At 37.4% G+C, this 20,856-nt stretch carries 18 protein-coding genes and 1 tRNA gene; 13 read left to right on the top strand and 6 right to left on the bottom strand.

The window, feature by feature from the left end; translation table 11 throughout:
* Positions 1-160 precede the first annotated feature (160 nt).
* Both QSH13_RS10190 and QSH13_RS10195 read left to right on the top strand, forming a co-directional pair.
* Positions 161-745, top strand: a complete 585-nt coding sequence (locus QSH13_RS10190) for a DNA-3-methyladenine glycosylase I (RefSeq protein WP_109395890.1) — start codon at positions 161-163, stop codon at positions 743-745.
* Positions 746-915: 170 nt separating this feature from the next.
* Positions 916-2,175, top strand: coding sequence for a valine--pyruvate transaminase (locus QSH13_RS10195; protein WP_286039082.1), 1,260 nt, complete (start codon positions 916-918; stop codon positions 2,173-2,175).
* 265 nt (positions 2,176-2,440) lie between these two features.
* Here QSH13_RS10195 and QSH13_RS10200 read toward each other — a convergent pair whose 3' ends face one another.
* On the bottom strand, positions 2,441-4,099 hold the full coding sequence (locus QSH13_RS10200) for a putative transporter (protein WP_261191296.1): 1,659 nt from the start codon (positions 4,097-4,099) through the stop codon (positions 2,441-2,443).
* A gap of 392 nt (positions 4,100-4,491) precedes the next feature.
* On the opposite strand from QSH13_RS10200, the gene QSH13_RS10205 reads away from it, so the two are divergent.
* Positions 4,492-4,827 carry a YceK/YidQ family lipoprotein gene (locus QSH13_RS10205; protein WP_109395887.1) on the top strand — a complete coding sequence of 112 codons (336 nt, stop codon included), beginning with the start codon at positions 4,492-4,494 and terminating at the stop codon, positions 4,825-4,827.
* Between the two features lie 58 nt (positions 4,828-4,885).
* Here QSH13_RS10205 and QSH13_RS10210 read toward each other — a convergent pair whose 3' ends face one another.
* Positions 4,886-5,191 carry a DUF5339 family protein gene (locus tag QSH13_RS10210; protein WP_109395886.1) on the bottom strand — a complete coding sequence of 102 codons (306 nt, stop codon included), beginning with the start codon at positions 5,189-5,191 and terminating at the stop codon, positions 4,886-4,888.
* A 299-nt stretch (positions 5,192-5,490) separates the two neighbouring features.
* Here QSH13_RS10210 and QSH13_RS10215 point away from each other — a divergent pair.
* The 9 genes from QSH13_RS10215 to QSH13_RS10255 all read left to right on the top strand — a co-directional run bounded on the left by QSH13_RS10215 (position 5,491) and on the right by QSH13_RS10255 (position 16,566).
* Positions 5,491-5,567: transfer RNA gene (locus tag QSH13_RS10215), tRNA-Pro, on the top strand.
* A 199-nt stretch (positions 5,568-5,766) separates the two neighbouring features.
* On the top strand, positions 5,767-7,449 hold the full coding sequence (locus tag QSH13_RS10220) for a ShlB/FhaC/HecB family hemolysin secretion/activation protein (RefSeq protein WP_286039081.1): 1,683 nt from the start codon (positions 5,767-5,769) through the stop codon (positions 7,447-7,449).
* Between the two features lie 520 nt (positions 7,450-7,969).
* Entirely contained in the window at positions 7,970-9,577 is a 1,608-nt protein-coding gene (gene dppA, locus QSH13_RS10225) for a dipeptide ABC transporter periplasmic-binding protein DppA (protein WP_109395884.1), read from the top strand.
* 165 nt (positions 9,578-9,742) lie between these two features.
* Positions 9,743-10,762, top strand: a complete 1,020-nt coding sequence (gene dppB / locus QSH13_RS10230; protein WP_075671336.1) for a dipeptide ABC transporter permease DppB — start codon at positions 9,743-9,745, stop codon at positions 10,760-10,762.
* Positions 10,763-10,772: 10 nt separating this feature from the next.
* Positions 10,773-11,675 carry a dipeptide ABC transporter permease DppC gene (gene dppC, locus QSH13_RS10235; protein WP_109395883.1) on the top strand — a complete coding sequence of 301 codons (903 nt, stop codon included), beginning with the start codon at positions 10,773-10,775 and terminating at the stop codon, positions 11,673-11,675.
* Between the two features lie 12 nt (positions 11,676-11,687).
* Positions 11,688-12,671, top strand: coding sequence for a dipeptide ABC transporter ATP-binding protein (gene dppD / locus QSH13_RS10240; RefSeq protein ID WP_109406781.1), 984 nt, complete (start codon positions 11,688-11,690; stop codon positions 12,669-12,671).
* Positions 12,664-13,665 carry a dipeptide ABC transporter ATP-binding subunit DppF gene (gene dppF, locus QSH13_RS10245; RefSeq protein WP_109395881.1) on the top strand — a complete coding sequence of 334 codons (1,002 nt, stop codon included), beginning with the start codon at positions 12,664-12,666 and terminating at the stop codon, positions 13,663-13,665. Before dppD ends, dppF begins: the two co-directional genes overlap by 8 nt.
* A 525-nt stretch (positions 13,666-14,190) precedes the next feature.
* Positions 14,191-14,901 (top strand): HAMP domain-containing protein, encoded by a 711-nt coding sequence (locus tag QSH13_RS10250; protein ID WP_109395880.1) that lies wholly within the window; start codon positions 14,191-14,193, stop codon positions 14,899-14,901.
* 174 nt (positions 14,902-15,075) lie between these two features.
* A complete protein-coding gene (locus tag QSH13_RS10255; RefSeq protein WP_109395879.1) occupies positions 15,076-16,566 on the top strand; it encodes an insulinase family protein in 1,491 nt (496 codons plus the stop codon).
* A gap of 99 nt (positions 16,567-16,665) precedes the next feature.
* On the opposite strand, the gene QSH13_RS10260 is transcribed toward QSH13_RS10255, so the two are convergent.
* From QSH13_RS10260 to QSH13_RS10275, 4 genes are all read right to left on the bottom strand, one after another.
* Positions 16,666-17,676 (bottom strand): serine hydrolase domain-containing protein, encoded by a 1,011-nt coding sequence (locus QSH13_RS10260; protein WP_109395878.1) that lies wholly within the window; start codon positions 17,674-17,676, stop codon positions 16,666-16,668.
* An 81-nt stretch (positions 17,677-17,757) separates the two neighbouring features.
* Positions 17,758-17,967 (bottom strand): 2-hydroxymuconate tautomerase family protein, encoded by a 210-nt coding sequence (locus QSH13_RS10265; RefSeq protein WP_006534633.1) that lies wholly within the window; start codon positions 17,965-17,967, stop codon positions 17,758-17,760.
* A 69-nt stretch (positions 17,968-18,036) separates the two neighbouring features.
* Positions 18,037-19,056 carry an inner membrane protein YhjD gene (gene yhjD, locus QSH13_RS10270; RefSeq protein WP_109395877.1) on the bottom strand — a complete coding sequence of 340 codons (1,020 nt, stop codon included), beginning with the start codon at positions 19,054-19,056 and terminating at the stop codon, positions 18,037-18,039.
* 330 nt (positions 19,057-19,386) lie between these two features.
* A complete protein-coding gene (locus QSH13_RS10275) occupies positions 19,387-19,776 on the bottom strand; it encodes a DUF1090 domain-containing protein (protein WP_109395876.1) in 390 nt (129 codons plus the stop codon).
* Between the two features lie 180 nt (positions 19,777-19,956).
* Here QSH13_RS10275 and QSH13_RS10280 point away from each other — a divergent pair, with 180 nt between their 5' ends.
* On the top strand, positions 19,957-20,799 hold the full coding sequence (locus QSH13_RS10280) for a 23S rRNA (adenine(2030)-N(6))-methyltransferase RlmJ (RefSeq protein WP_109395875.1): 843 nt from the start codon (positions 19,957-19,959) through the stop codon (positions 20,797-20,799).
* Positions 20,800-20,856 lie beyond the last annotated feature (57 nt).

Below are 20,856 nucleotides of genomic sequence, written 5' to 3' on the forward strand. Positions count from 1 at the left end.
GGAATGCGGGCAATTTTCCCTCGATCAAAAAAATAATCCCTTAATTGAGTTTATGACTATGCTCAAAGAATTGGATTGAATTTTTTTTGTCTATTTACATGTATATTTATACAGTATATAAATGATGCTATTAAAGTTATTGGTAACAAGGAATGAAAAAATGAATAAGCAGCGTTGTGATTGGGTGACCAGTGATCCTGAATATTTGGCATATCATGATGAAGAATGGGGTAAACCTGAACGAGATAAATATAAGCTTTTTGAAATGATCTGCCTTGAAGGTCAACAAGCTGGTCTATCTTGGTATACCGTGCTAAAGAAAAGAGACGGTTTTCGTCGCTGCTTTTTTGATTTTTCACCTGAAAAAATAGCCAAAATGACAGATAAGGATGTTGAAGCTTTACTGCAAGATCCGGCAATTATTCGTCATCAAGGAAAAATTAAAGCCATTATTAATAACGCACGTATTTTCATGGCAATGGAAGAGCAAGGTGAAGATTTTAGTCAGTTTATTTGGCAATTTGTTGATAATAAACCCATTATTAATCAGTGGAACGATATATCCCAAGTACCTGCATCGACTGAAGTCTCAGATAAAATGGCAAAAACGTTAAAGAAAAAAGGTTTTAAATTTGTTGGCACAACAACTTGTTACGCTTTTATGCAAGCCGTTGGTATGGTAAATGACCATATTCTCTCTTGTTTTTGTCGCCAAGGCGAGAATGAGAACACCAATAAAAAGTAAAACATGAGTTGAGTTATCTTTAATCTTGAATATTTTTAGTTTTGCGTTTCAATATGTAAAATCATATTAGTATTACTGTTTTATCATTTCAATTATAACTATTGATGCAAATTAAAGCTCGCGGTATGGTATTTCTTAACGAGAAAGCAACATAGAAGATACCTGCAAAGATGACTCAACTATCGCAATTTGGGCAAAAATTTGCTCAGCATTCAGGCATTGCTCGCTTGATGCAAGACTTAAATGAAGGGATACGCACTCCCGGCGCTGTAATGCTTGGGGGCGGAAATCCTGCTCATATTCCTGAAATGGATAACTATTTTCGCCAATTACTTAAAGAGATGACAGAAAATGGCTCATTAAGTGATGCGGTTTGTAACTATGATGGCCCACAAGGTAAGGATGCCATGTTACAAGCGTTGGCAGCATGCTTAAAAGAGAAACTAGGCTGGAATATCTCGGCGAAAAATATTGCATTAACTAATGGTAGCCAAAGTGCTTTTTTCTATCTGTTTAATTTATTAGGTGGCACAACCAAAGATGGGAAAAAACGGAAAATTCTTTTCCCAATTGCCCCTGAATACATCGGTTATACTGATTCTGGATTAGAAGAAGATCTATTTGTTGCGAATAAGCCAACAATAGAAATGTTACCGAATGGACAATTTAAATATCATGTTGATTTTGCTCATCTTGAAATCAGTGATGACATTGCGGCTATTTGTGTTTCAAGACCAACAAACCCAACGGGTAATGTTATTACAGATGATGAAGTTGAGAAGCTAGAGGCTTTGGCTAAACGGCATAATATTCCTCTGATTATAGATAATGCTTATGGCGTCCCTTTCCCAGGCATTATTTTCACTCAAGCAACACCTTGTTGGAATAACAACACTATTCTCTGTATGAGTCTGTCTAAGTTAGGCTTACCGGGTGCTCGTTGTGGCATTATTATCGCTAATGAAGAGCTGATTTCAGCGATTACAAATGTCAACGGCATTATTAGCCTCGCACCCGGTGGAATTGGGCCTGCAATGGCATTAGAAATGCTAAAACGCGATGATTTAATGCGGTTATCTCAAGATGTGATTGGGCCTTTTTATCATCAACGAGTACTTGAAACTATTAATATTATTCGTCGTTATTTACCTGAAGAGCGTTGCCTTATTCATAAGCCTGAAGGTGCGATCTTTTTATGGCTTTGGTTTAAAGATTTACCAGTGTCTTGTGAAGACCTTTACCGCCGTTTGAAAAAACGTGGTGTATTAATGGTGCCGGGACATTACTTCTTTCCGGGGTTAGAAGATTCATGGGAGCATGCTCATCAATGTATGAGAATGAATTATGTACCTGAGCCTGAGTTGATTGAGAAAGGAATAAAAATTCTGGCTGAAGAAATCGAGAACATCTATCAGCCAGTGAATATCTAATAAAAATGCCCCTTCAGCGAGAAGAAGGGGCAAAGACAATAACGAGGACTTTTGAGCATAAGTTTGACGGAAAGAAATTGATTACTAAAAATTTAGTAATCCGTCTCAATCTAAATTTCTTAGCACGAGAACTATTAAAACAGACATTTATAAAATCTATGGCTTAAATAGGAGCCATTCATTGCCTTAATTATCACTCTGCTAAGCTAAATGTAGATTTTGATAACAAGTTTGGTTCAACTATTTAATATATTTATTATTTTCTCTACAAAGTCCATATAATAAGTGCCATTAATTGTGGTGTTATAATGCGTAAAAACATAGCTAAAGGATACACTGTCGCATAGGAAAGCGCGGCAGCTCCACTTGAGCTATGAATTGAATTTGCGAAGGCCAATGCCGGCGGATCTGTCATTGAACCTGCTAACATTCCGCAGAGGCTTAAATAATTAAGCTTAAAGAAGACTCTGGCGATCACGCCAACAATCAATAACGGTAATAACGTAATCAAAATGCCGTAGCCAATCCAACTCAAGCCTTGACCATAAATTAATGTTTCGACAAATTCACCACCAGAGTTTAACCCTACCACCGCAAGAAACATGACAATACCGAGCTCTCGTAATGCCAAGTTCGCACTTGGAGGCATAAACCAATAGAGTTTACCAAATGTACCAATACGACCTAAAATTAAGGCAACAACAAGGGGACCACCCGCTAATCCCAGTTTAAGTGCCACAGGGATACCAGGAATAAAAATAGGAATAGAGCCAAGTAAAACCCCTAAACCGATACCAATAAAAACAGGAAGCATTTGAACTTGTTCTAATTTCTGACGAGCGTTACCTAACAGAGCTGTAATGGCTTCAATAGACTCAGGGCGTCCAACGACATTCAGAATATCCCCGAACTGCAACATACTATTATTGCTTGGAATAAGTTCGATACCTGTGCGGTTCAGTCGAGTCACGACAACATCGTATTTTCTTTTAAGATCCAGATCTTTTAAACGCTTACTGAGAACAGAATCATTCGTTACAACGACCCGTACTGATTGCAATAAATTTGTTGATGTTGAAAGTGAAGCATCGACCTCTTCACCAAGAACTAGGCGTACTTTGTTCAGATCTTCTTTTGAACCTACAATATGCAGTAAATCTCCCAACTGAATAATTGTTGATGGCATAGGTACCATAATATTATCTCCGCGCTTTAAGCGAGAGCAGACAATGGCATCTTCATTGAGCAGAGGAATATCTTGCATTAATAAGCCATCTAGATTGGGGTTTTTAATCGCAATATTAATGGTATGTAGTGCATCTTTAGTGTTGTTTTGTTGGTTGCTAAAGGCTTTTGCTTCTTCATCAATGTTGATTTTAAAGAACACACGAATAAGCCACATGACTAGCAGAATGCCACAGATCCCCATAGGGTAAGCCATGGCATAGCCCATTCCCATTTGTCCCACTGATGCTGGGTCGATATTCAGGTCAGTCAGTATTTGCTGTCCTGCCCCTAAAGAAGGGGTATTGGTAACCGCACCAGAAAAAATACCCAAAATAATAGGTAAAGGAACATCAAATAGACGATAAATAGACGCGGTTATGATTGAGCCGAGAAGAATAATTAAGATAGCAAAGGCGTTTAATTTTAAGCCCGAAACACGTAATGAGGAGAAAAAACCAGGACCGACTTGGATACCAATAGTATAAACGAAAAGGATAAGCCCAAATTCTTGAATAAAGTGAAGGGTTTGTGCATTAAGTAAGAAATTATAGCGCTGAGCAAAGTGGCCAATAATAATTCCACCAAAAAGAACACCACCTATCCCTAGGCTGACCCGATAAATTTTGATATTGCCAATCCAAAGACCTAGAGCGCCTGCTAATGACAACATCACCATTGTTAATGCAATATCACTCATAAAAAAGATCCTGTACTCAAAAACTAAAAAAAGAGAAAATTTGAGCTAAAACGATAAACCTATTTTGGCAAAGAATAATGAAAACTGCTGTGTCTTATCGCACAGATTCAACATATATAGAGATCAAACCGACAAGAAAGATAAATATAGCGTTAAAGTGTTAATTTAAAATAATGAAGGTTGAATTTTAATATCATCAAAACATAATCATTAATAGTATTATTATGTTTTTTTTAATTAGATAAAATGAAACTTTCTTACACTAAAATTATTTATTTAATGACTGAAAAATTAAGCTTTTTTATATCATCTTTCTCTTGTCCTATAAGAGAAAACAGGTTTAACTATATGATAAAAAGCGTTGACTACAGCTCTCGTTTTATAGGTGCCCTATGATATTCAGAACGACAAGTAAAAATTTAACATTAGTCACATTTTTGACGACATTACTGACAGGCTGCTCAAGTGTTATGACTCATGCAGGCCCGAATAAAGAACTTTATTCAGGGACAAAAAATAACATGACAATGCTAAAAGATGATGAAACCGGATGGGCTATGAAGCCATTGGTTATTCTCGATCTCCCTTTTAGTGCCGTATTAGATACTTTATTATTACCCTATGATTATTATACTCAAGGTGATGATAAAAGTGATAATTCACCTAAAGAACGTATAAAAAGATTGGAAAGTAAAACGGCGAATAATAATCATGAAAATAAGAATTAATATCAAATTAATGACTAAATACTAAATAAGTAATTATATTTAGTCATTATCTATTTGATTATTTATTTAGTGCTGTTTCTTCTTTAGGGCCAAACATTTTATTCAAACTATTAAGCTCTTGCATTTCCTTGTCACATATCACTTTTTGTTCTGCCAGAGGTGCTGTCATTATCTGTTTTTTGCTTTGCTCGAAGTTAGCTTTAATCTCCGGCATATTATGTTTTAGATCTTCTCTTTCAGAAATGTACTGAATAAATTTATCCGCTTCTTTAAAGTACACTCGGCAAGCATGAGCTGTAGATGCTTGAGCTGGAAGTGTGATTGACAGTAAAAGTAATGCGACACCCCACCAACATTGTTTCATTCTCTAAATTACCCACCTTATTTGACATAATGGAATTATATAAAAAGTACACTAATTAGACGATAATAATTAAGAATAAATTTGTTATTTTTCTTCATATTTTATAGATAACGTAAAGAAAGCCATAGTAAAGCGAAGAAAGAAAGCTAAGCTTGTTACAATAACGCTAAAAATCCCCTCTTGTTTATGATAAAAAAGTTAAAAATCAACCATTTTGGTCGAAAACCATACGAACAGTCAGGTGATACTAAAAAAGTATTGACGGAGTGGGTTTCTGGCAGTAAGATGCACCTCGTTTTCGGCGAGTAGCGCAGCCTGGTAGCGCAACTGGTTTGGGACCAGTGGGTCGGAGGTTCGAATCCTCTCTCGCCGACCATATTAAGAAACCCCGCTTTTAAAGCGGGGTTTTGTCGTTTTGGGCATCTCTTCATTAATCATCTCGTTTTACTTTCAGATAAATAAGCATGGTTGCATTATTGGCACCTATGTAGGTAAAAGACGTTTTTTATAAATCTTTTTGGTTTCTCTTTAAATATACATAACACTCCTATTTCCTATATAAGAGTGTAAATTGAATGCGTATTGAGTTGTCTATTCTAATCTACTGTATTTTATGGTGTTGTGCCTTTTTCTCTGTAGCGAATGAAAGTCATATCGATCTTCCCGTACCAGTAGATTTACCAACAGAGACACAACTTAGAGATGACTTACTACAACAAAATGACAGTGTCTCTTTAGTGAATTTAGCGCAACAAAATAAAATGGAGTTTGTTACGCCTTCTTTGCCATGTTTTTCAATCAAACAGGTAAAAATTCATCATTTGGAGGAATTTTCTTCTCCATCATTACAACGCCAAGTTGCGAAATGGCAAGCTGCATTAATAGGGCATTGTCATTCGCAGTCATTATTAGAACAAGATATCAATATTCTTAATGCGATGCTTTATGATGCCGGTTATGTAACGAGTGAGGTGGGTAACGTTGATCTTTATGCTGATGATAAGGTATTGGATATCATATTAAATGTCGGGAGAGTGCAAGGTATTGTTTCTAACATAGCGACAGATAAACACTATTTGATCTCACAGGCCATGCCTATAAAAAAAGGCGATATTTTAAATATTAAAGATATTGAACAGGGTGCTGAAAATTTCAAAGCTGTTCCTAAAAGTAATGTCAAAATTCAGATAGAACCCTCATCAAAAGAAAATGAGTCGATAATTTCTCTTTCTCAAGTTGGAAAAAGAACAATGGCGGGCTCGGTATCGATTGATAATAAAGAGCAAAAAATTTACGGGGATCTATTTGGTACTACAAGGTTAAGCTTTGGTAATTTAGCGCAACTTAATGACTCATTAATGGTTATTCTTTCAAGTCAACTTGATACCTTAAAATCAAGAGGTATCAAAAAGCAGATCTTTTTATGGCAGGTGCCTTATCATTATTGGCGTGCGACATTATTTGGTTATGATATTGGATCAAAACGTAGAATATCGGAAACGACAAAAGAGTTACAAAAAACGCGTCAACAACTTCTTTCCTTTGAGATCCAGCGTCAGTTTAAACCCTCAACTCAGCGTACAGTGACTTTAAAAGGAGGAATTCAATATTACACTTATCGAAATGAAATGTCAGGCTATCGCTTATCAGTACATGAGCGTCGTAGCCCTTATGTTAATGCTGGTATTGAGCAAAATTATCGTTTTATGAGAGGGGGTTATCTTAATACTAAATTTAATTATAAGCAGAGCGTTTTTATTCCTGGCGCTAAACTTTCTCCGATAGATTCACTTAATGGTGTGCCAATCTTTAATATTAATTTAGAAGCGTTAATTCCTTTTAAAATTAATTCACAGTTATTTTTTTATCAGCCAGAAATAATGTTTCAACTCACTCGATCGGATATTGATGGGTTATTAGATAAAGCAAATATTGGCGGTTTATATAGTGTGTATGGTTTTGACTCAGGCAAAGGTTATTCTGATGCAAATCAGTTTGTTTCCCGACATAAGGTTACTTGGCTTACACCCTTTAATAATCAAATGCTATTCTCTGCAATAGATTATGGTTCCGTATCAGAAGAGAGAAAAAACGTTTTTTATAATAAAAATAAATATTTGGTTGGTGCGGCAACAGGGCTAGAAGGGAGCTTTAAGCAACTGAGTTATCAGTTAATATGGAGTATACCGTTATCGGCACCTTCTAGTAGCAAAGCAACAGGATCACAGTTCAATTTCAATGCCCAATTTAACTTCTGATTTTGGCCGTTTATTTTATATTTTCTACCATTGATTTTATAAGTTATTTGATAAATAACTATAGATTATTGGGTTATATAGCATACTCGTAGTTAAAAAGAGAAAAAGGTATTTTTCTCTTTTTAAGTTAACTTAGTATTGCACTGATTATCTTCTATGTAGTGGTGTTATTTTTTAGGACTAACAGAATAAATCATCCATTTCTTTGTTTCATTTCAATATATTCGTTTAATATTTAAGCGTTCAATCACAAATTATGGCTTTTTTTAAAATAGTTATTTCACTTAAGTATTTTTTGATATGTGGTTTTTTTGACTAGATATTAGCCAGATACTTATTTTTTTATTCTGAGTTTGTTCGATATTTGTTTCATTTGTGTTTATAACGAGTTCTTTTTACCTTCTAATACCTTATTGACGTAAGGGAATACAGTTGGTTAATTGAACAATGACAAAATAAAAAGGTATTCCGTTTTTAAACAGGAAACCAAAACACAACAGAACAATTTCGGAGAGTAATGATGAAAAGCTCCAAAAAACAGACAGGAATTTTGACCGCCACAATTGGATTGCTCGCATTAGCTGTTTCTGCGGGTGTGCAGGCTAAAACATTGGTGTATTGCTCTGAAGGTTCACCTGAAGGATTTAATCCACAGTTATTTACCTCAGGAACAACCTATGACGCAAGTTCAGTGCCTATTTATAACCGTTTAGTTGAATTTAAATTGGGTACAACAGAAATTATTCCAGGCTTAGCTGAAAGCTGGGATGTGAGCGATGATGGTAAAGTGTATACCTTCCATTTACGTAAAGGGGTGAATTGGCATAGTAGTAAGACTTTTAAGCCAACTCGTGAATTTAATGCGGATGACGTGATGTACACGTTTATGCGTCAAATGGATCCAAAACACCCTTACCATAAAGTCTCTGGTGGAAGTTACGAATATTTCTCCGGAATGGATATGAACAACATGATCGAGAAGATCGAGAAAGTTGATGATCATACCGTTCGCTTTGTTTTAACTCGTTCAGAAGCCCCTTTTATTGCTGATATGGCAATGGACTTTGCATCCATATTATCTGCTGAATATGCGGATAATATGATGAAAGCAGGTACACCTGAGAAAGTAGATCTTGATCCTATCGGTACAGGCCCTTTTCAATTACAACAATATCAAAAAGATTCTCGTATTCTTTATAAAGCCAATGACCAATATTGGGGTAAAAAACCAGATATTGACCGTTTAGTCTTCTCTATTACACCTGATGCCTCCGTTCGATATGCAAAACTGCAAAAAGGTGAGTGTCAGGCGATGCCTTTCCCAAATCCTGCTGATATTGCGAAGATGAAACAAAATAGCGATATCAATTTGTTAGAACAACCGGGCTTAAATGTGGGTTATATCTCTTTTAACGTTGAGAAAAAACCACTGGATAACCAAAAAGTTCGCCAAGCATTAAGTATGGCGGTGAATAAAGACGCCATTATTGAAGCGGTTTATCAAGGTGCGGGCCAGAAAGCCAAAAACCTCATTCCTCCTACAATGTGGAGTTATAACGATGAGATCGTCGATTACGAATATAACCCTGAAAAAGCGAAAGCATTGTTAAAAGAAGCGGGTCTTGCAGAAGGTTTTACTATTGATTTATGGGCAATGCCAGTACAGCGCCCTTATAACCCAAATGCTCGTCGTATGGCTGAGATGGTACAAGCGGATTGGGAAAAAATTGGTGTTAAAACCAAAATTGTCAGTTACGAGTGGGGAGAATATCTCAAGCGTGCTAAATCCGGTGAACACCAAGCGGTTATGATGGGTTGGACTGGTGATAACGGGGATCCTGATAACTTCTTCGCTACGCTATTTAGCTGTGCAGCAAAAGAGCAAGGTTCGAACTATTCAAAATGGTGCTATAAGCCATTTGAAGATCTGATCCAGCCAGCACGGATCACTGCCGATCACGACAAACGTGTTGAACTTTACAAACAAGCTCAAGTTGTGATGCATGATCAAGCACCTGCTTTAATTATTGCTCACTCGACTGTTTATGAACCAGTGAGTAAAAAAGTAGAAAACTACGTGGTTGATCCATTAGGCAAACATCACTTCGAGAATGTCTCCCTTAAATAAGAGCAATACCTAATCGTTGGGTTGCTTTAAGTACGGTGTCTTTCTTTATGAAAGACACCGCTATTCAATAATAACGAATACATTCAGTACACTGTGAGCGCAGGGGACTTTCCCCTGATTTATCAGCGCTATCTTTCAGCTGATGTTTGAAAAGAGAATTAGGATATGCTGCAATTTATCCTTCAACGTTTGGGACTTGTGATCCCTACGTTTATCGGAATTACATTACTGACCTTTATTTTCGTTCATCTTATTCCCGGTGATCCGGTAATGATTATGGCGGGTGAGCGTGGACTATCTCCAGAACGACATGCTTATTTAATGGCAGAGTTGGGGCTGGATAAGCCTTTATGGCAACAATATATCAATTACCTAAATGGCATTTTCCACGGTGATTTAGGTATCTCATTAAAAAGTCGTATTCCTGTATGGGATGAATTTTTACCTCGCTTTAAAGCCACTTTAGAACTTGGTGTTTGCGCCATGATTTTTGCGGTTTCGGTTGGGATCCCTGTTGGTGTTTTGGCTGCGGTAAAACGTGGCTCTATCTTTGATCATACTGCGATTAGTGTGTCATTAGCCGGTTATTCTATGCCAATCTTCTGGTGGGGGATCATGTTAATCATGTTAGTGTCTGTTAAATTAGACCTAACCCCTGTCTCTGGACGCCTCGCTGATAGTGTCTTTTTAGATGACAGTAATCCACTTACGGGATTTATGCTGATTGATACCTTTATTTGGGGTGAAGAAGGGGATTTCTTAGATGCAGTTCATCACATTATTTTACCTGCCATTGTATTAGGAACTATTCCTTTAGCTGTTATTGTGCGTATGACGCGTTCTTCAATGCTTGAAGTATTAGGCGAAGATTATATTCGTACTGCTCGAGCAAAAGGCTTAAGTCGCGCTCGCGTCATTCTTATCCACGCACTACGCAATGCGATGTTGCCTGTTGTCACTGTTATTGGATTACAGGTCGGAACAATGCTGGCTGGTGCAATCTTAACAGAGACTATTTTCTCATGGCCGGGATTAGGACGCTGGTTAATTGATGCCTTACAGCGACGTGACTATCCCGTTGTTCAAGGTGGTGTGCTTTTAATTGCAACGATGATTATCTTTGTCAATCTGTTGGTTGATGTTCTTTATGGCATTGTGAATCCTCGTATTCGCCATAAAAAATAAGGAATGCATAATGACTGAAAATAAAGTAACACCGGTCATCAGTGCACCGGCTCCCATGACGCCCTTCCAAGAATTTTGGCACTACTTTAAACAAAATAAAGGGGCCGTTGTAGGGTTAATCTATATTGTAATTATGTTGCTTATTGCATTACTGGCTGGTTTTCTTGCACCTCATGCCCCTAATGAGCAATTTCGTGACTTCTTATTAGCACCTCCTGTTTGGCAAGAAGGGGGAAGTTGGCAATTTATTCTAGGTACTGATGATGTTGGGCGCGATATTCTTTCTCGATTAATGTTTGGTGCTCGCCTTTCATTATTGGTGGGCTGTATTGTTGTCGTGCTATCACTTATTTTAGGAATTATTCTAGGGCTGGTCGCGGGTTATTTTGGTGGACTTGTGGATATCGGCATTATGCGTGTCGTTGATATCATGCTGGCATTACCCAGTTTATTATTGGCGTTAGTATTGGTCGCTATTTTTGGCCCCTCTATTGTTAATGCTTCTATCGCGTTAACTTTTGTTGCTTTACCGCATTATGTTCGACTCACTCGTGCTGCTGTGTTAATTGAAGTTAATCGCGATTATGTGATTGCTTCTCGTGTTGCAGGCGCGGGTTCACTGCGTCAGATGTTTATCAATATATTACCTAACTGCCTTGCACCTTTAATTGTTCAAGCCTCTTTAGGTTTTTCTAATGCCATTTTAGATATGGCGGCATTGGGCTTTTTAGGCATGGGCGCGCAACCACCAACACCTGAATGGGGAACCATGTTATCTGATGTGTTGCAGTTTACACAAAGTGCATGGTGGGTTGTGACGTTTCCTGGTTTGGCGATTTTGTTTACCGTATTAGCCTTTAACTTAATGGGTGATGGTTTACGAGATGCACTTGATCCGAAATTAAAGCAGTAACGGAGTAAGAACATGACATTGCTAAATATTAATCAATTATCTGTTCACTTTGGTGATGAAGATACTCCGTTTAAAGCGGTAGACCGAATTAGTTATCAAGTTGAAGAAGGGCAAGTGGTCGGTATCGTAGGGGAATCAGGTTCAGGCAAATCAGTCAGTTCATTGGCGATTATGGGGCTTATCGATTTCCCAGGGCGAGTGAGTGCACAAGAGCTCTATTTTGATGGTAGAGATCTGATGAAAATCTCTGAATCAGAACGACGCAATTTAGTCGGTGCTGATGTTGCGATGATTTTCCAAGATCCGATGACAAGCTTAAATCCTTGCTTTACGGTTGGCTACCAAATTATGGAAGCGTTAAAAGTCCATCAAGGAGGAAGTCGTAAAACGCGTAAACAACGTGCTATAGACCTTTTAACGCTGGTGGGGATTCCTGATCCTGCTTCTCGCTTAGATGTCTATCCACACCAGCTTTCGGGGGGAATGAGTCAACGTGTAATGATCGCAATGGCGATCGCTTGTCGCCCTAAATTATTGATTGCTGACGAACCGACTACGGCACTGGATGTGACTATTCAGGCTCAAATTATAGAGCTTTTGCTTGATTTACAAAAACAAGAAAATATGGCGCTAGTGTTGATCACCCATGACCTAGCATTAGTGGCAGAAGCGGCAGACACCATTATTGTGATGTATGCGGGGCAAGTCGTGGAGTCCGGAAAAGCATCAGAAATTTTTAAAGCGCCTCGTCATCCTTATACACAAGCATTATTAAGAGCACTTCCTGAGTTCGCGAGTAATAAATCGCGATTAGCATCGTTACCGGGCGTTGTACCGGGGCGTTATGATCGACCAACAGGTTGTTTACTCAATCCACGTTGCCCATATGCTCATGATGAGTGTTATAAGATTGAGCCTGAATTAAAAGAATTAGGAATGCACCGTGTGAAGTGCCATACACCGTTAGATAATGCAGGGGAACCTACCCATGGCTGAAGTTAATCTAAATATATCAACTCCCTTATTAAAAGCGGTTAATTTAGCGAAGTATTACAGCGTAAAAGGCGGGTTGTTTTCAAAAGAAAGAACAGTTAAAGCTCTTGATGGTGTCTCTTTTGAATTAGAGCGCGGTAAAACGTTGGCTGTTGTTGGTGAGTCAGGATGTGGTAAATCCACATTAGGTCGATTATTAACAATGATTGAGGTTCCTACTTCAGGTGAACTTTCTTATCGTGGGCAAAATCTGTTAATTAAAGATAAATCGGCTGAGAAGTTACGTCGCCAAAAGATCCAAATTGTGTTTCAAAATCCTTATGGCTCATTGAACCCGCGTAAAAAAGTAGGGCAAATTTTAGAAGAGCCTTTATTGATCAATACAACACTGAATGCCTCTGAACGTAAAGAGAAAGTATTATCAATGATGGCTAAAGTGGGATTAAAAACAGAACATTATAGCCGATACCCACATATGTTTTCTGGTGGTCAACGTCAGCGTATTGCTATTGCGCGTGGCTTGATGCTTGATCCAGACATTGTGGTAGCGGATGAGCCGGTTTCTGCTCTGGATGTATCAGTTCGTGCTCAAGTACTGAATTTGATGATGGATCTACAACAAGACATGGGGCTCTCTTATGTTTTTATTTCCCATGATCTTTCGGTTGTTGAGCATATTGCAGATGAAGTTATTGTGATGTATTTAGGACGTTGTGTAGAAAAAGGAACAAAAGCGCAAATTTTTGAAAACCCACAACATCCTTATACGCAGGCATTATTATCAGCAACACCAAGACTGACGCCTGAATTAAGAAGAGAGCGTATTAAATTAACGGGAGAATTACCAAGCCCATTAAATCCGCCACCAGGTTGTGCTTTTGCGGCACGTTGTCGTCGCGCATTTGGTCCATGTAATCAATTACAGCCAACATTAAAAGAGTATAACGGTCAGCTTATTGCTTGTTTTGCGGTGGAGCAAGATAGCGCGATAGTTTAAATAAATTTATCTCATTAAATAAGAACAATATACTGATTTATATTGTTCTTATTTTTTTATTTAATAATTTTTGGTTAATTTTAATTAAACAATCTAATAATAATTTTATAAATATAAAATATTATATTTATGTAGTTTTTTATAAAGTGTAAACCTCATGATATTAAAGGAAAATAATGTTTTTTATTAATAATTGCATTACGCTTAACCTTGTTTTTTAACTTGGAAATAAGCAGTTTGTAGCGTTTAATTTTATATATTATACTGCTTTTTAGTGAATTGTATCTTTTTATTAAAATAAAGTGGATTTGTTGTAAATAATAAAGAGAGAGTCAGGTTTTATTTTTATTTTACTATTTTTATCTTATAACTATACTCAAATAATAATAATTATATATTTATCTACTTCCATTTTAATGGATAGGCGCTTTTTATAATGTTATTTTCTTTATTGAGAGTGATACATAATCGAAAAAATACAGTATAATCCCCTTTGTTCAAGCATGGTTACCGGAAATAGCAACGATGAAACCTCATCTTAAACATTCATTAACAATAAAACAGATGGCCGCTGTTGCGGGCGTTACGTTGGTGACTATTGCTATTTTTATCAGTATTCAACTTGTTTATTTGATTGATCAACGCCGTGAAGATTATCAAAATCAGCTTTTTAATGCCGGTGTAAGTATTCAGCAACCACTCGCTGATGCATTGTTACGATCAGATTTGAGCGATGCTAAACAACAAATAGTTGCACTAAAAGCGACGGGTATTTTGGGTAAAGCGATTGTCATGCAACCCGAAAATGTGCAAGTGATGAATTTAGATTTTGCACCTAAGAAAGAAGTCTCTGAATTCTCAAGTTGGCTTTTTGGTATTCCCGTTGAAGCTGTTATTCCTTTACAGCCTTTAGGTATTACTTCAACAGATGATAAGTCCTATGGTGGTCATCTCATTTTACAGGCTGACACAAATCGTTTTTATCGTTTTGCCAGTAATACAGTTGCATTGATGCTAACAACATATCTGTTGATGGGGCTTATTCTAACGGTTGCTATTAGTTGGTGTATTAATCGTATTGTTGTGAAACCGTTACGCCAAATTGCCGTCACTCTCAATAAAGATAGCCAAGTTTCAGCGTTATCTTGTCCAAAATCACATTGTGATGATGAGATTGGTTTGCTGGTTAAAGGATATAATCATCAAAAATCTGATCAAAAATTGCCGAAGACCTGAACCTTCTTACGCCATAATGAGTCTAATCACTATAGTGATTTTATTTCATGTTTCTGTGGTGATAAAGAATGATAATACAAAAAATAGATATCCAACATCTAACATGTCTTTTGGCACTTATTGTTAAACCTCATAAGTGGTTTAATACCAAGGATTAATACAACAGAGGTTCACATGCAGGGTGTAATGACACGAATTTTATTGGGAAGCGTTATGTTTGGCGCTGTTGTTTGCCAAGTTCAAGCGGAGGCTTTACAGCCTGATCCGGCTTGGCAAGAAGGGCGACTAGCAAATGGCTTTCAGTGGCAAATCTTACAAACACCGCAACGCCCAAATGATAGAATACAGATCCGTTTATTAGTCAATACGGGCTCTTTGTCAGAAAAAAGCAGTGAAACGGGTTTTTCATCCTTAGTGTCCAAACTTAACGTTTTGGAAAATACAGGTTTAACACCAGAAAAACGCGATAATTTATGGAAAAATGCGTTAGATCCTGACTATCCGCTGCCTCCAATGATCGTTTCATATGATTTTACTGTTTATAATTTAAGCTTACCGAATAATCAGCCTGAGCTGTTAAAGGATGCTTTTGCATTGTTAGCAGGAATTGCTAAGCCTGCACAATATACTGAAGATGCGGTTCGTAACGCAGTGCAATCGCCACTTCCAATTGTAACGTTTCCTCTTAATATTGAAGATCCTATCTGGCGTTCACGTCTTGAAGGCTCTAATTTAAAAGGCCACAATCCGGGAAAACCTGTTAATCAATCTGTAAATACTAAAGAGTTGTCAGATTATCAGCAACGTTGGTATACCCCAGATATGATGACGCTTTATGTTGCAGGTAATGTTGATAATCGATTATTAACTGAAAGTATTAATCAGGCCTTTTCATCACTATCAGGCAAGCGTGTCACACCCGTTCCAGTACCTGTTCTTGCCGATATGAAACCTGAAACGTTATATGTGCAAGAGCCTATGCGTGCAAAAGACCAAATTGCTTTAATTTGGGATTTAGACTGGTCGCCAGTAAAAGACTCTGATACGTTAAATAAATATTGGTTAAGTGATTTAGCTCGTGAAGTGATTTTTGTGCATTTAGGTCGTAGCCTTGAACAACGTAAAGAAAACGACAGCACTCAGATTAACATAGATTGTCGTGTACAATATCAACGAGCAAGCTGTTCTTTAAATCTTGATACTGCCACAGCGCACATTCCTGCGTTAGCATCATGGGTAGGTGAAGAATTAGGCCGTTTGCGTAATCAAGGTATCAGCGATGAGTTATATCAAGAGTTGCAACAAGAGAAACAACTCCAATTAACTCAGTTGTTTGCACGTTATGCAAAAACCAGCACGGCGATTTTAATTAATCAGCGTCTGTTATCACAACAAAGCAATATTATTGATATTCCTCCTGAACAATATCAACGTTTACGCCAAGCCTTTTTAGCGGGTTTAACAAAAGAGACATTAAATCAGGAACTTTCAAGAATTTTATCTGAAGATATTGCTTTTGTATTAACACAAAGTGGTGAAACGCCAACCGTAAATTTAGGTGAATTACGTATTCAATTTGAAAAGCAAGTTCATCCAGAAACGGCAAATACACCTGCGTCTGCTGTAACAACGCCAGTGGTAACAACAGCGCCAAATAAACAGTAATAGAACAGAGATAGACAGATATTGAAAATATATCAGTCATAAAATAAACAAAAAGCCAAAAGTGTTATTGATACATTTTTGGCTTTTTGTTTTTTGATTTTAAAGGCGTTTAAACGCTTCTTTAATAATGGCTATTAGATCATCACGATTATTTCTTTGAGTTGTAAAACCTGCAATAGCAATCTTTTTTTCAGGTAAATAGTAAGCTGCCGAGCCCCAATAACCCAGGTGATAGTAAAGTGTGCCTAGCTCAGTTTCTTCGGCCATTAGACCTAAACGATAATTTGCAGCACCTGTATGTGAGCCTTGCCATTTCATCTCTTTTAAGGTTGATGGATGCAAGTAAACTCTATCTTCGAAGAGGTCAGCTGTAAATTTAGCTAACTCAAGGGTTGTCATCACAAGCCCGCCACCGCCAAAAGCATCCATTGAGGCATCAATATGAGTACCTTCATGCTCACCTGCAAATTGTCTAGCTCGCGCTTTAGGATGCTTAGGTTGTTGTTCTAAATCTTCCCACCACGTTTGTGGTAAATCTAAGTCTTGAAAATGCAATAATTCACGAACAGCGGTGGCCATATTTTTTCTCATAAACTGAGAAAGGATATCACCTAACAAAATGTATCCAGTATCTGAATAAATGAAGCGTTTTCCCGCAGGAATAATGGGAAAGCCTTGTTGAGCATAGCGCGCTATTTGTTCTTCTCGTGTCCATTTATGAGAGGGATCTTTAATCACTTCTTCAAGGTAAGATTCATTTGCATGATCGAGTAAACCACTGCTATGGCTTAATAAATGGCGTAGTGTAATGGTTTTAAGATCATACCCTAGCTCTAATAATGTCTGTTGATAATTAGCACTTAAATATTTAGTTATATCATTATCAAGGGATAAAGCACCTTGTTCCCATAAACGTAAAAAAGCGGCTGCGAGAAAGGTTTTTGTATTACTAGCGATGCGAAAGGGGGTATCTACAGTTAATTTTTTCTGGGTACTTTCGTCAGCAAACCCGTGAGCCATACCAAAAGGGTACTGAATGCCTGCACCTGTAATATAGATAGCGCTTGCTGAAGGTAAAGCATGAAAAGCATCAGTCATTGATTTAACCATAGTTACTTCCTTATCTGTCAGGAAAATAAATCAGCAAAAAGGGTGTACTTTGACACCCTTTATTTATATTGCAGAAACTTTTTATTTACTTTTTGTTGCTGCTCGTAATTCTGTTACTGTTTTACCGCCTATTCCCCAGTTATCTGTTTCAACTTCATCAATGACTACAACGGTAGTTGCTGGATTTTTGCCTAATACATCAACCAAAAGTTGTGTTGCTCCCGCAATCAGTTGCTCTTTTTGCTCAGCGGTTGCACCTTCGCGTGTAATTTTAATATTAACGTATGGCATTGTTTTTCCTTATTATGTTATTTATAGGCGGTTAATGTAGGGAATTAACCATATAGTTTTATCATAAAGTTAAGATGTTGATTGCGTTTCAGACAACTGTTCTTTACGCATATTTGGGCCATCAGTGGCGATCCACGCGGCACAAAAGAGTGTTAATCGGGCAAAAAAGTAGAAGAAAGCCATCAAACCTATCACTGAACCAAATGCAGCACCTGAAGGTGAGCTTGCGATTTTCGGTAGCATCCATGTCATGACTGATTTCAATATTTCAAAACCAATAGCAGCGATAAGTGTGCCTTTAATAAGTGAAATTCGTTTTGGCTGATGGCGAGGTAGGATCCATAATATCCATAAAAAGAGTAAGTAGTTTGCAGTGATGGAAATAGTTAAACCTATTGTTGTCCATACTGGCGTTAGCCATTCAATACCGTCTAATCCCAATGTATGAACAATCATTCTTTGGGCTGAACCCGCCACAGATGTTAGCGTAATAGTAAAAATTAACGCGAAAAGTAAGCCAATTAGCGCTAAAAAGTCACGAAAATAACGGAAATAGATTTTCTCTTGTTCTTCTTTATTTCTTTCCCAAACGGGGCGCGATTGCGCCAGAATAGCTTGGCGCAAATTACCCACCCAATTAACACCAGAATAAAGTGCAATCGCTAAACCGGTTAAACCAACGGTTGTACGCTGGCGAACTGCGGTATCAATACTTTGTTGAACCGTAGATGCAAGCGTTGGATCGTCAATGCTATTTGCGACACCGGTGATTAATTTAGCGAGTAAATCTGGATTTGAGGCTAAAATGAAACCCGCACAAGCAAAGGAAAGCATTAATACGGGGATTAATGATAAAAATGAAAAATAGGTAATAGCGGCGCCAAACTGATTTCCCATTCTGTCAGTAAAGCGTTCGGCAGTGCGAATAAGATGTGCAATAAAAGGAATGTTAGTAATAAAATTACTGATTTTTATTCCAATACCGATGGCCTTTTTTCCACCATGGATCCCTTTTTCCAGCCCTTTTTTGAGTGGCTGAGTCAGTTGAGTTTTTTCGTTCTCTGTTTTGGGTTGTTGCTCTTCTGACATATATCCTCTTTAATTAGATCTGTCCATTTTTAATAACTGAGTGTCACTACTATAGTTTTCACTCAAAAATATCATAGCTTAATTTCTATTACACACCTTATGCTTCTTGTCATTAGCCACTATTTTAGGTGATGTATTTGTTTGTTCTGGCTTAAGTGTAGATGATGCTCTACCAAAAGGTGTAGGTAATCTTGTACTTAATAAAAGATAGAAAACCAATACAGCAATTTTGCTATTAAGTTTGGTTTAATAAGAGAATGGCTACTCACTTATTGTTTTATTCTGCGTTTCAGCGTCAAATAAGGAGTAGACATTAATTACTGATGATAATTACTTTGTCAGTAGATTTAATTCTTCTTCAATGGCCTTTAAATCTGCTTTTTCTTCAGCTAGCTTTCTTTCTTGTTTAGCAATTTTATCTGCATCACCCTTAAGTTGTGCTTCTTTTAATTCGAGCTCACGCTCTTTAACATCAAGTTGTTTTTCACGTAATTCAAGGCGGGTGTTTTCAACCACTTTTTCTGGTGTGCAATAGCGTTCAACATTTTGTAATGCTCGTTCTAAGCCTTGAATACGATATTGATTACCATGTGCTTTTGCATACTCAATTTGTTTTTGGATATTCTGTTTTTTTATATCACAGCCATTGATTGATCTATCTGCATACGCATGGCTTGCGAATAAGCTTAAGGTTATGGCAGTAAAAAGTAATTTTTTCATTTTTCTATCCTATTTAAACTTAAGTGAAATATGGACTTATCATAACGGCTGGGGACTAAGACACAACGTTTCTTTCGCTTTCAATGAAGAAGTTCGGCTTTTTCTGATACACTGAGTTCAATCACTATTTCAGAGTAAATTAATTACTAAGCTATACTTATTTCTAACGGAAGATAAAGAATGCTGAGCTATCGCCATAGTTTCCATGCTGGCAACCACGCCGATGTTTTAAAACATATTGTTCAAACACTCATCATTGAGTCTTTAAAAGAGAAAGAGAAACCTTTCCTTTATCTTGATACTCATGCTGGCGCTGGACGTTATCAATTAACCAATGCTCATGCGACTCGCACCGGTGAATATTTAGAAGGGATTGCGCGTTTATGGCAGCAAGAAGAAGTGCCAGAGCTTATTTTGCCTTACCTTGAAGCGGTTGGAGAATTAAACGCAAATGGGGAACTGCGTTATTATCCAGGATCACCTCTGTTAGCGGGTAAATTACTAAGAGAACAAGATTCTTTAATGCTAACAGAATTACATCCAACAGATTTTCCTTTATTACGTACAGAATTTTCTCGTGATGAGCGAGTTAGAGTTTCTCGTGAAGATGGTTTTGGCCAATTAAAATCTAAGTTACCTCCGCCAAGTCGGCGTGGATTCGCATTAATTGATCCACCTTATGAACTTAAACAAGACTATTCTGCTGTTGTTAAAGGTGTTGTTGAAGGTCATAAGCGCTTTGCAACTGGAACTTATGCGATTTGGTATCCTGTTGTTCATCGTCAGCAAATCAAACGCATGTTAAAAGAGCTTGAAGCAACAGGGATCCGTAAAATTTTACAAATTGAATTAGCCGTGAAACCTGATAGTGATCAACTCGGGATGACGGCATCAGGCATGATTGTGATTAATCCGCCTTGGAAATTAGAATCACAAATGAAATCAATACTCCCTTGGTTACATAAAACCTTAGTTCCTGAGGGTATTGGACATACATTAGTTGAGTGGGTTGTACCAGAATAAGCATCTTTATTATTGTTTTTGCCTATTACTGTAAAAGCTAAAATCTGACGAGCTATG

Source organism: Proteus faecis, assembly GCF_030286765.1.
GTDB lineage: Bacteria > Pseudomonadota > Gammaproteobacteria > Enterobacterales > Enterobacteriaceae > Proteus > Proteus faecis.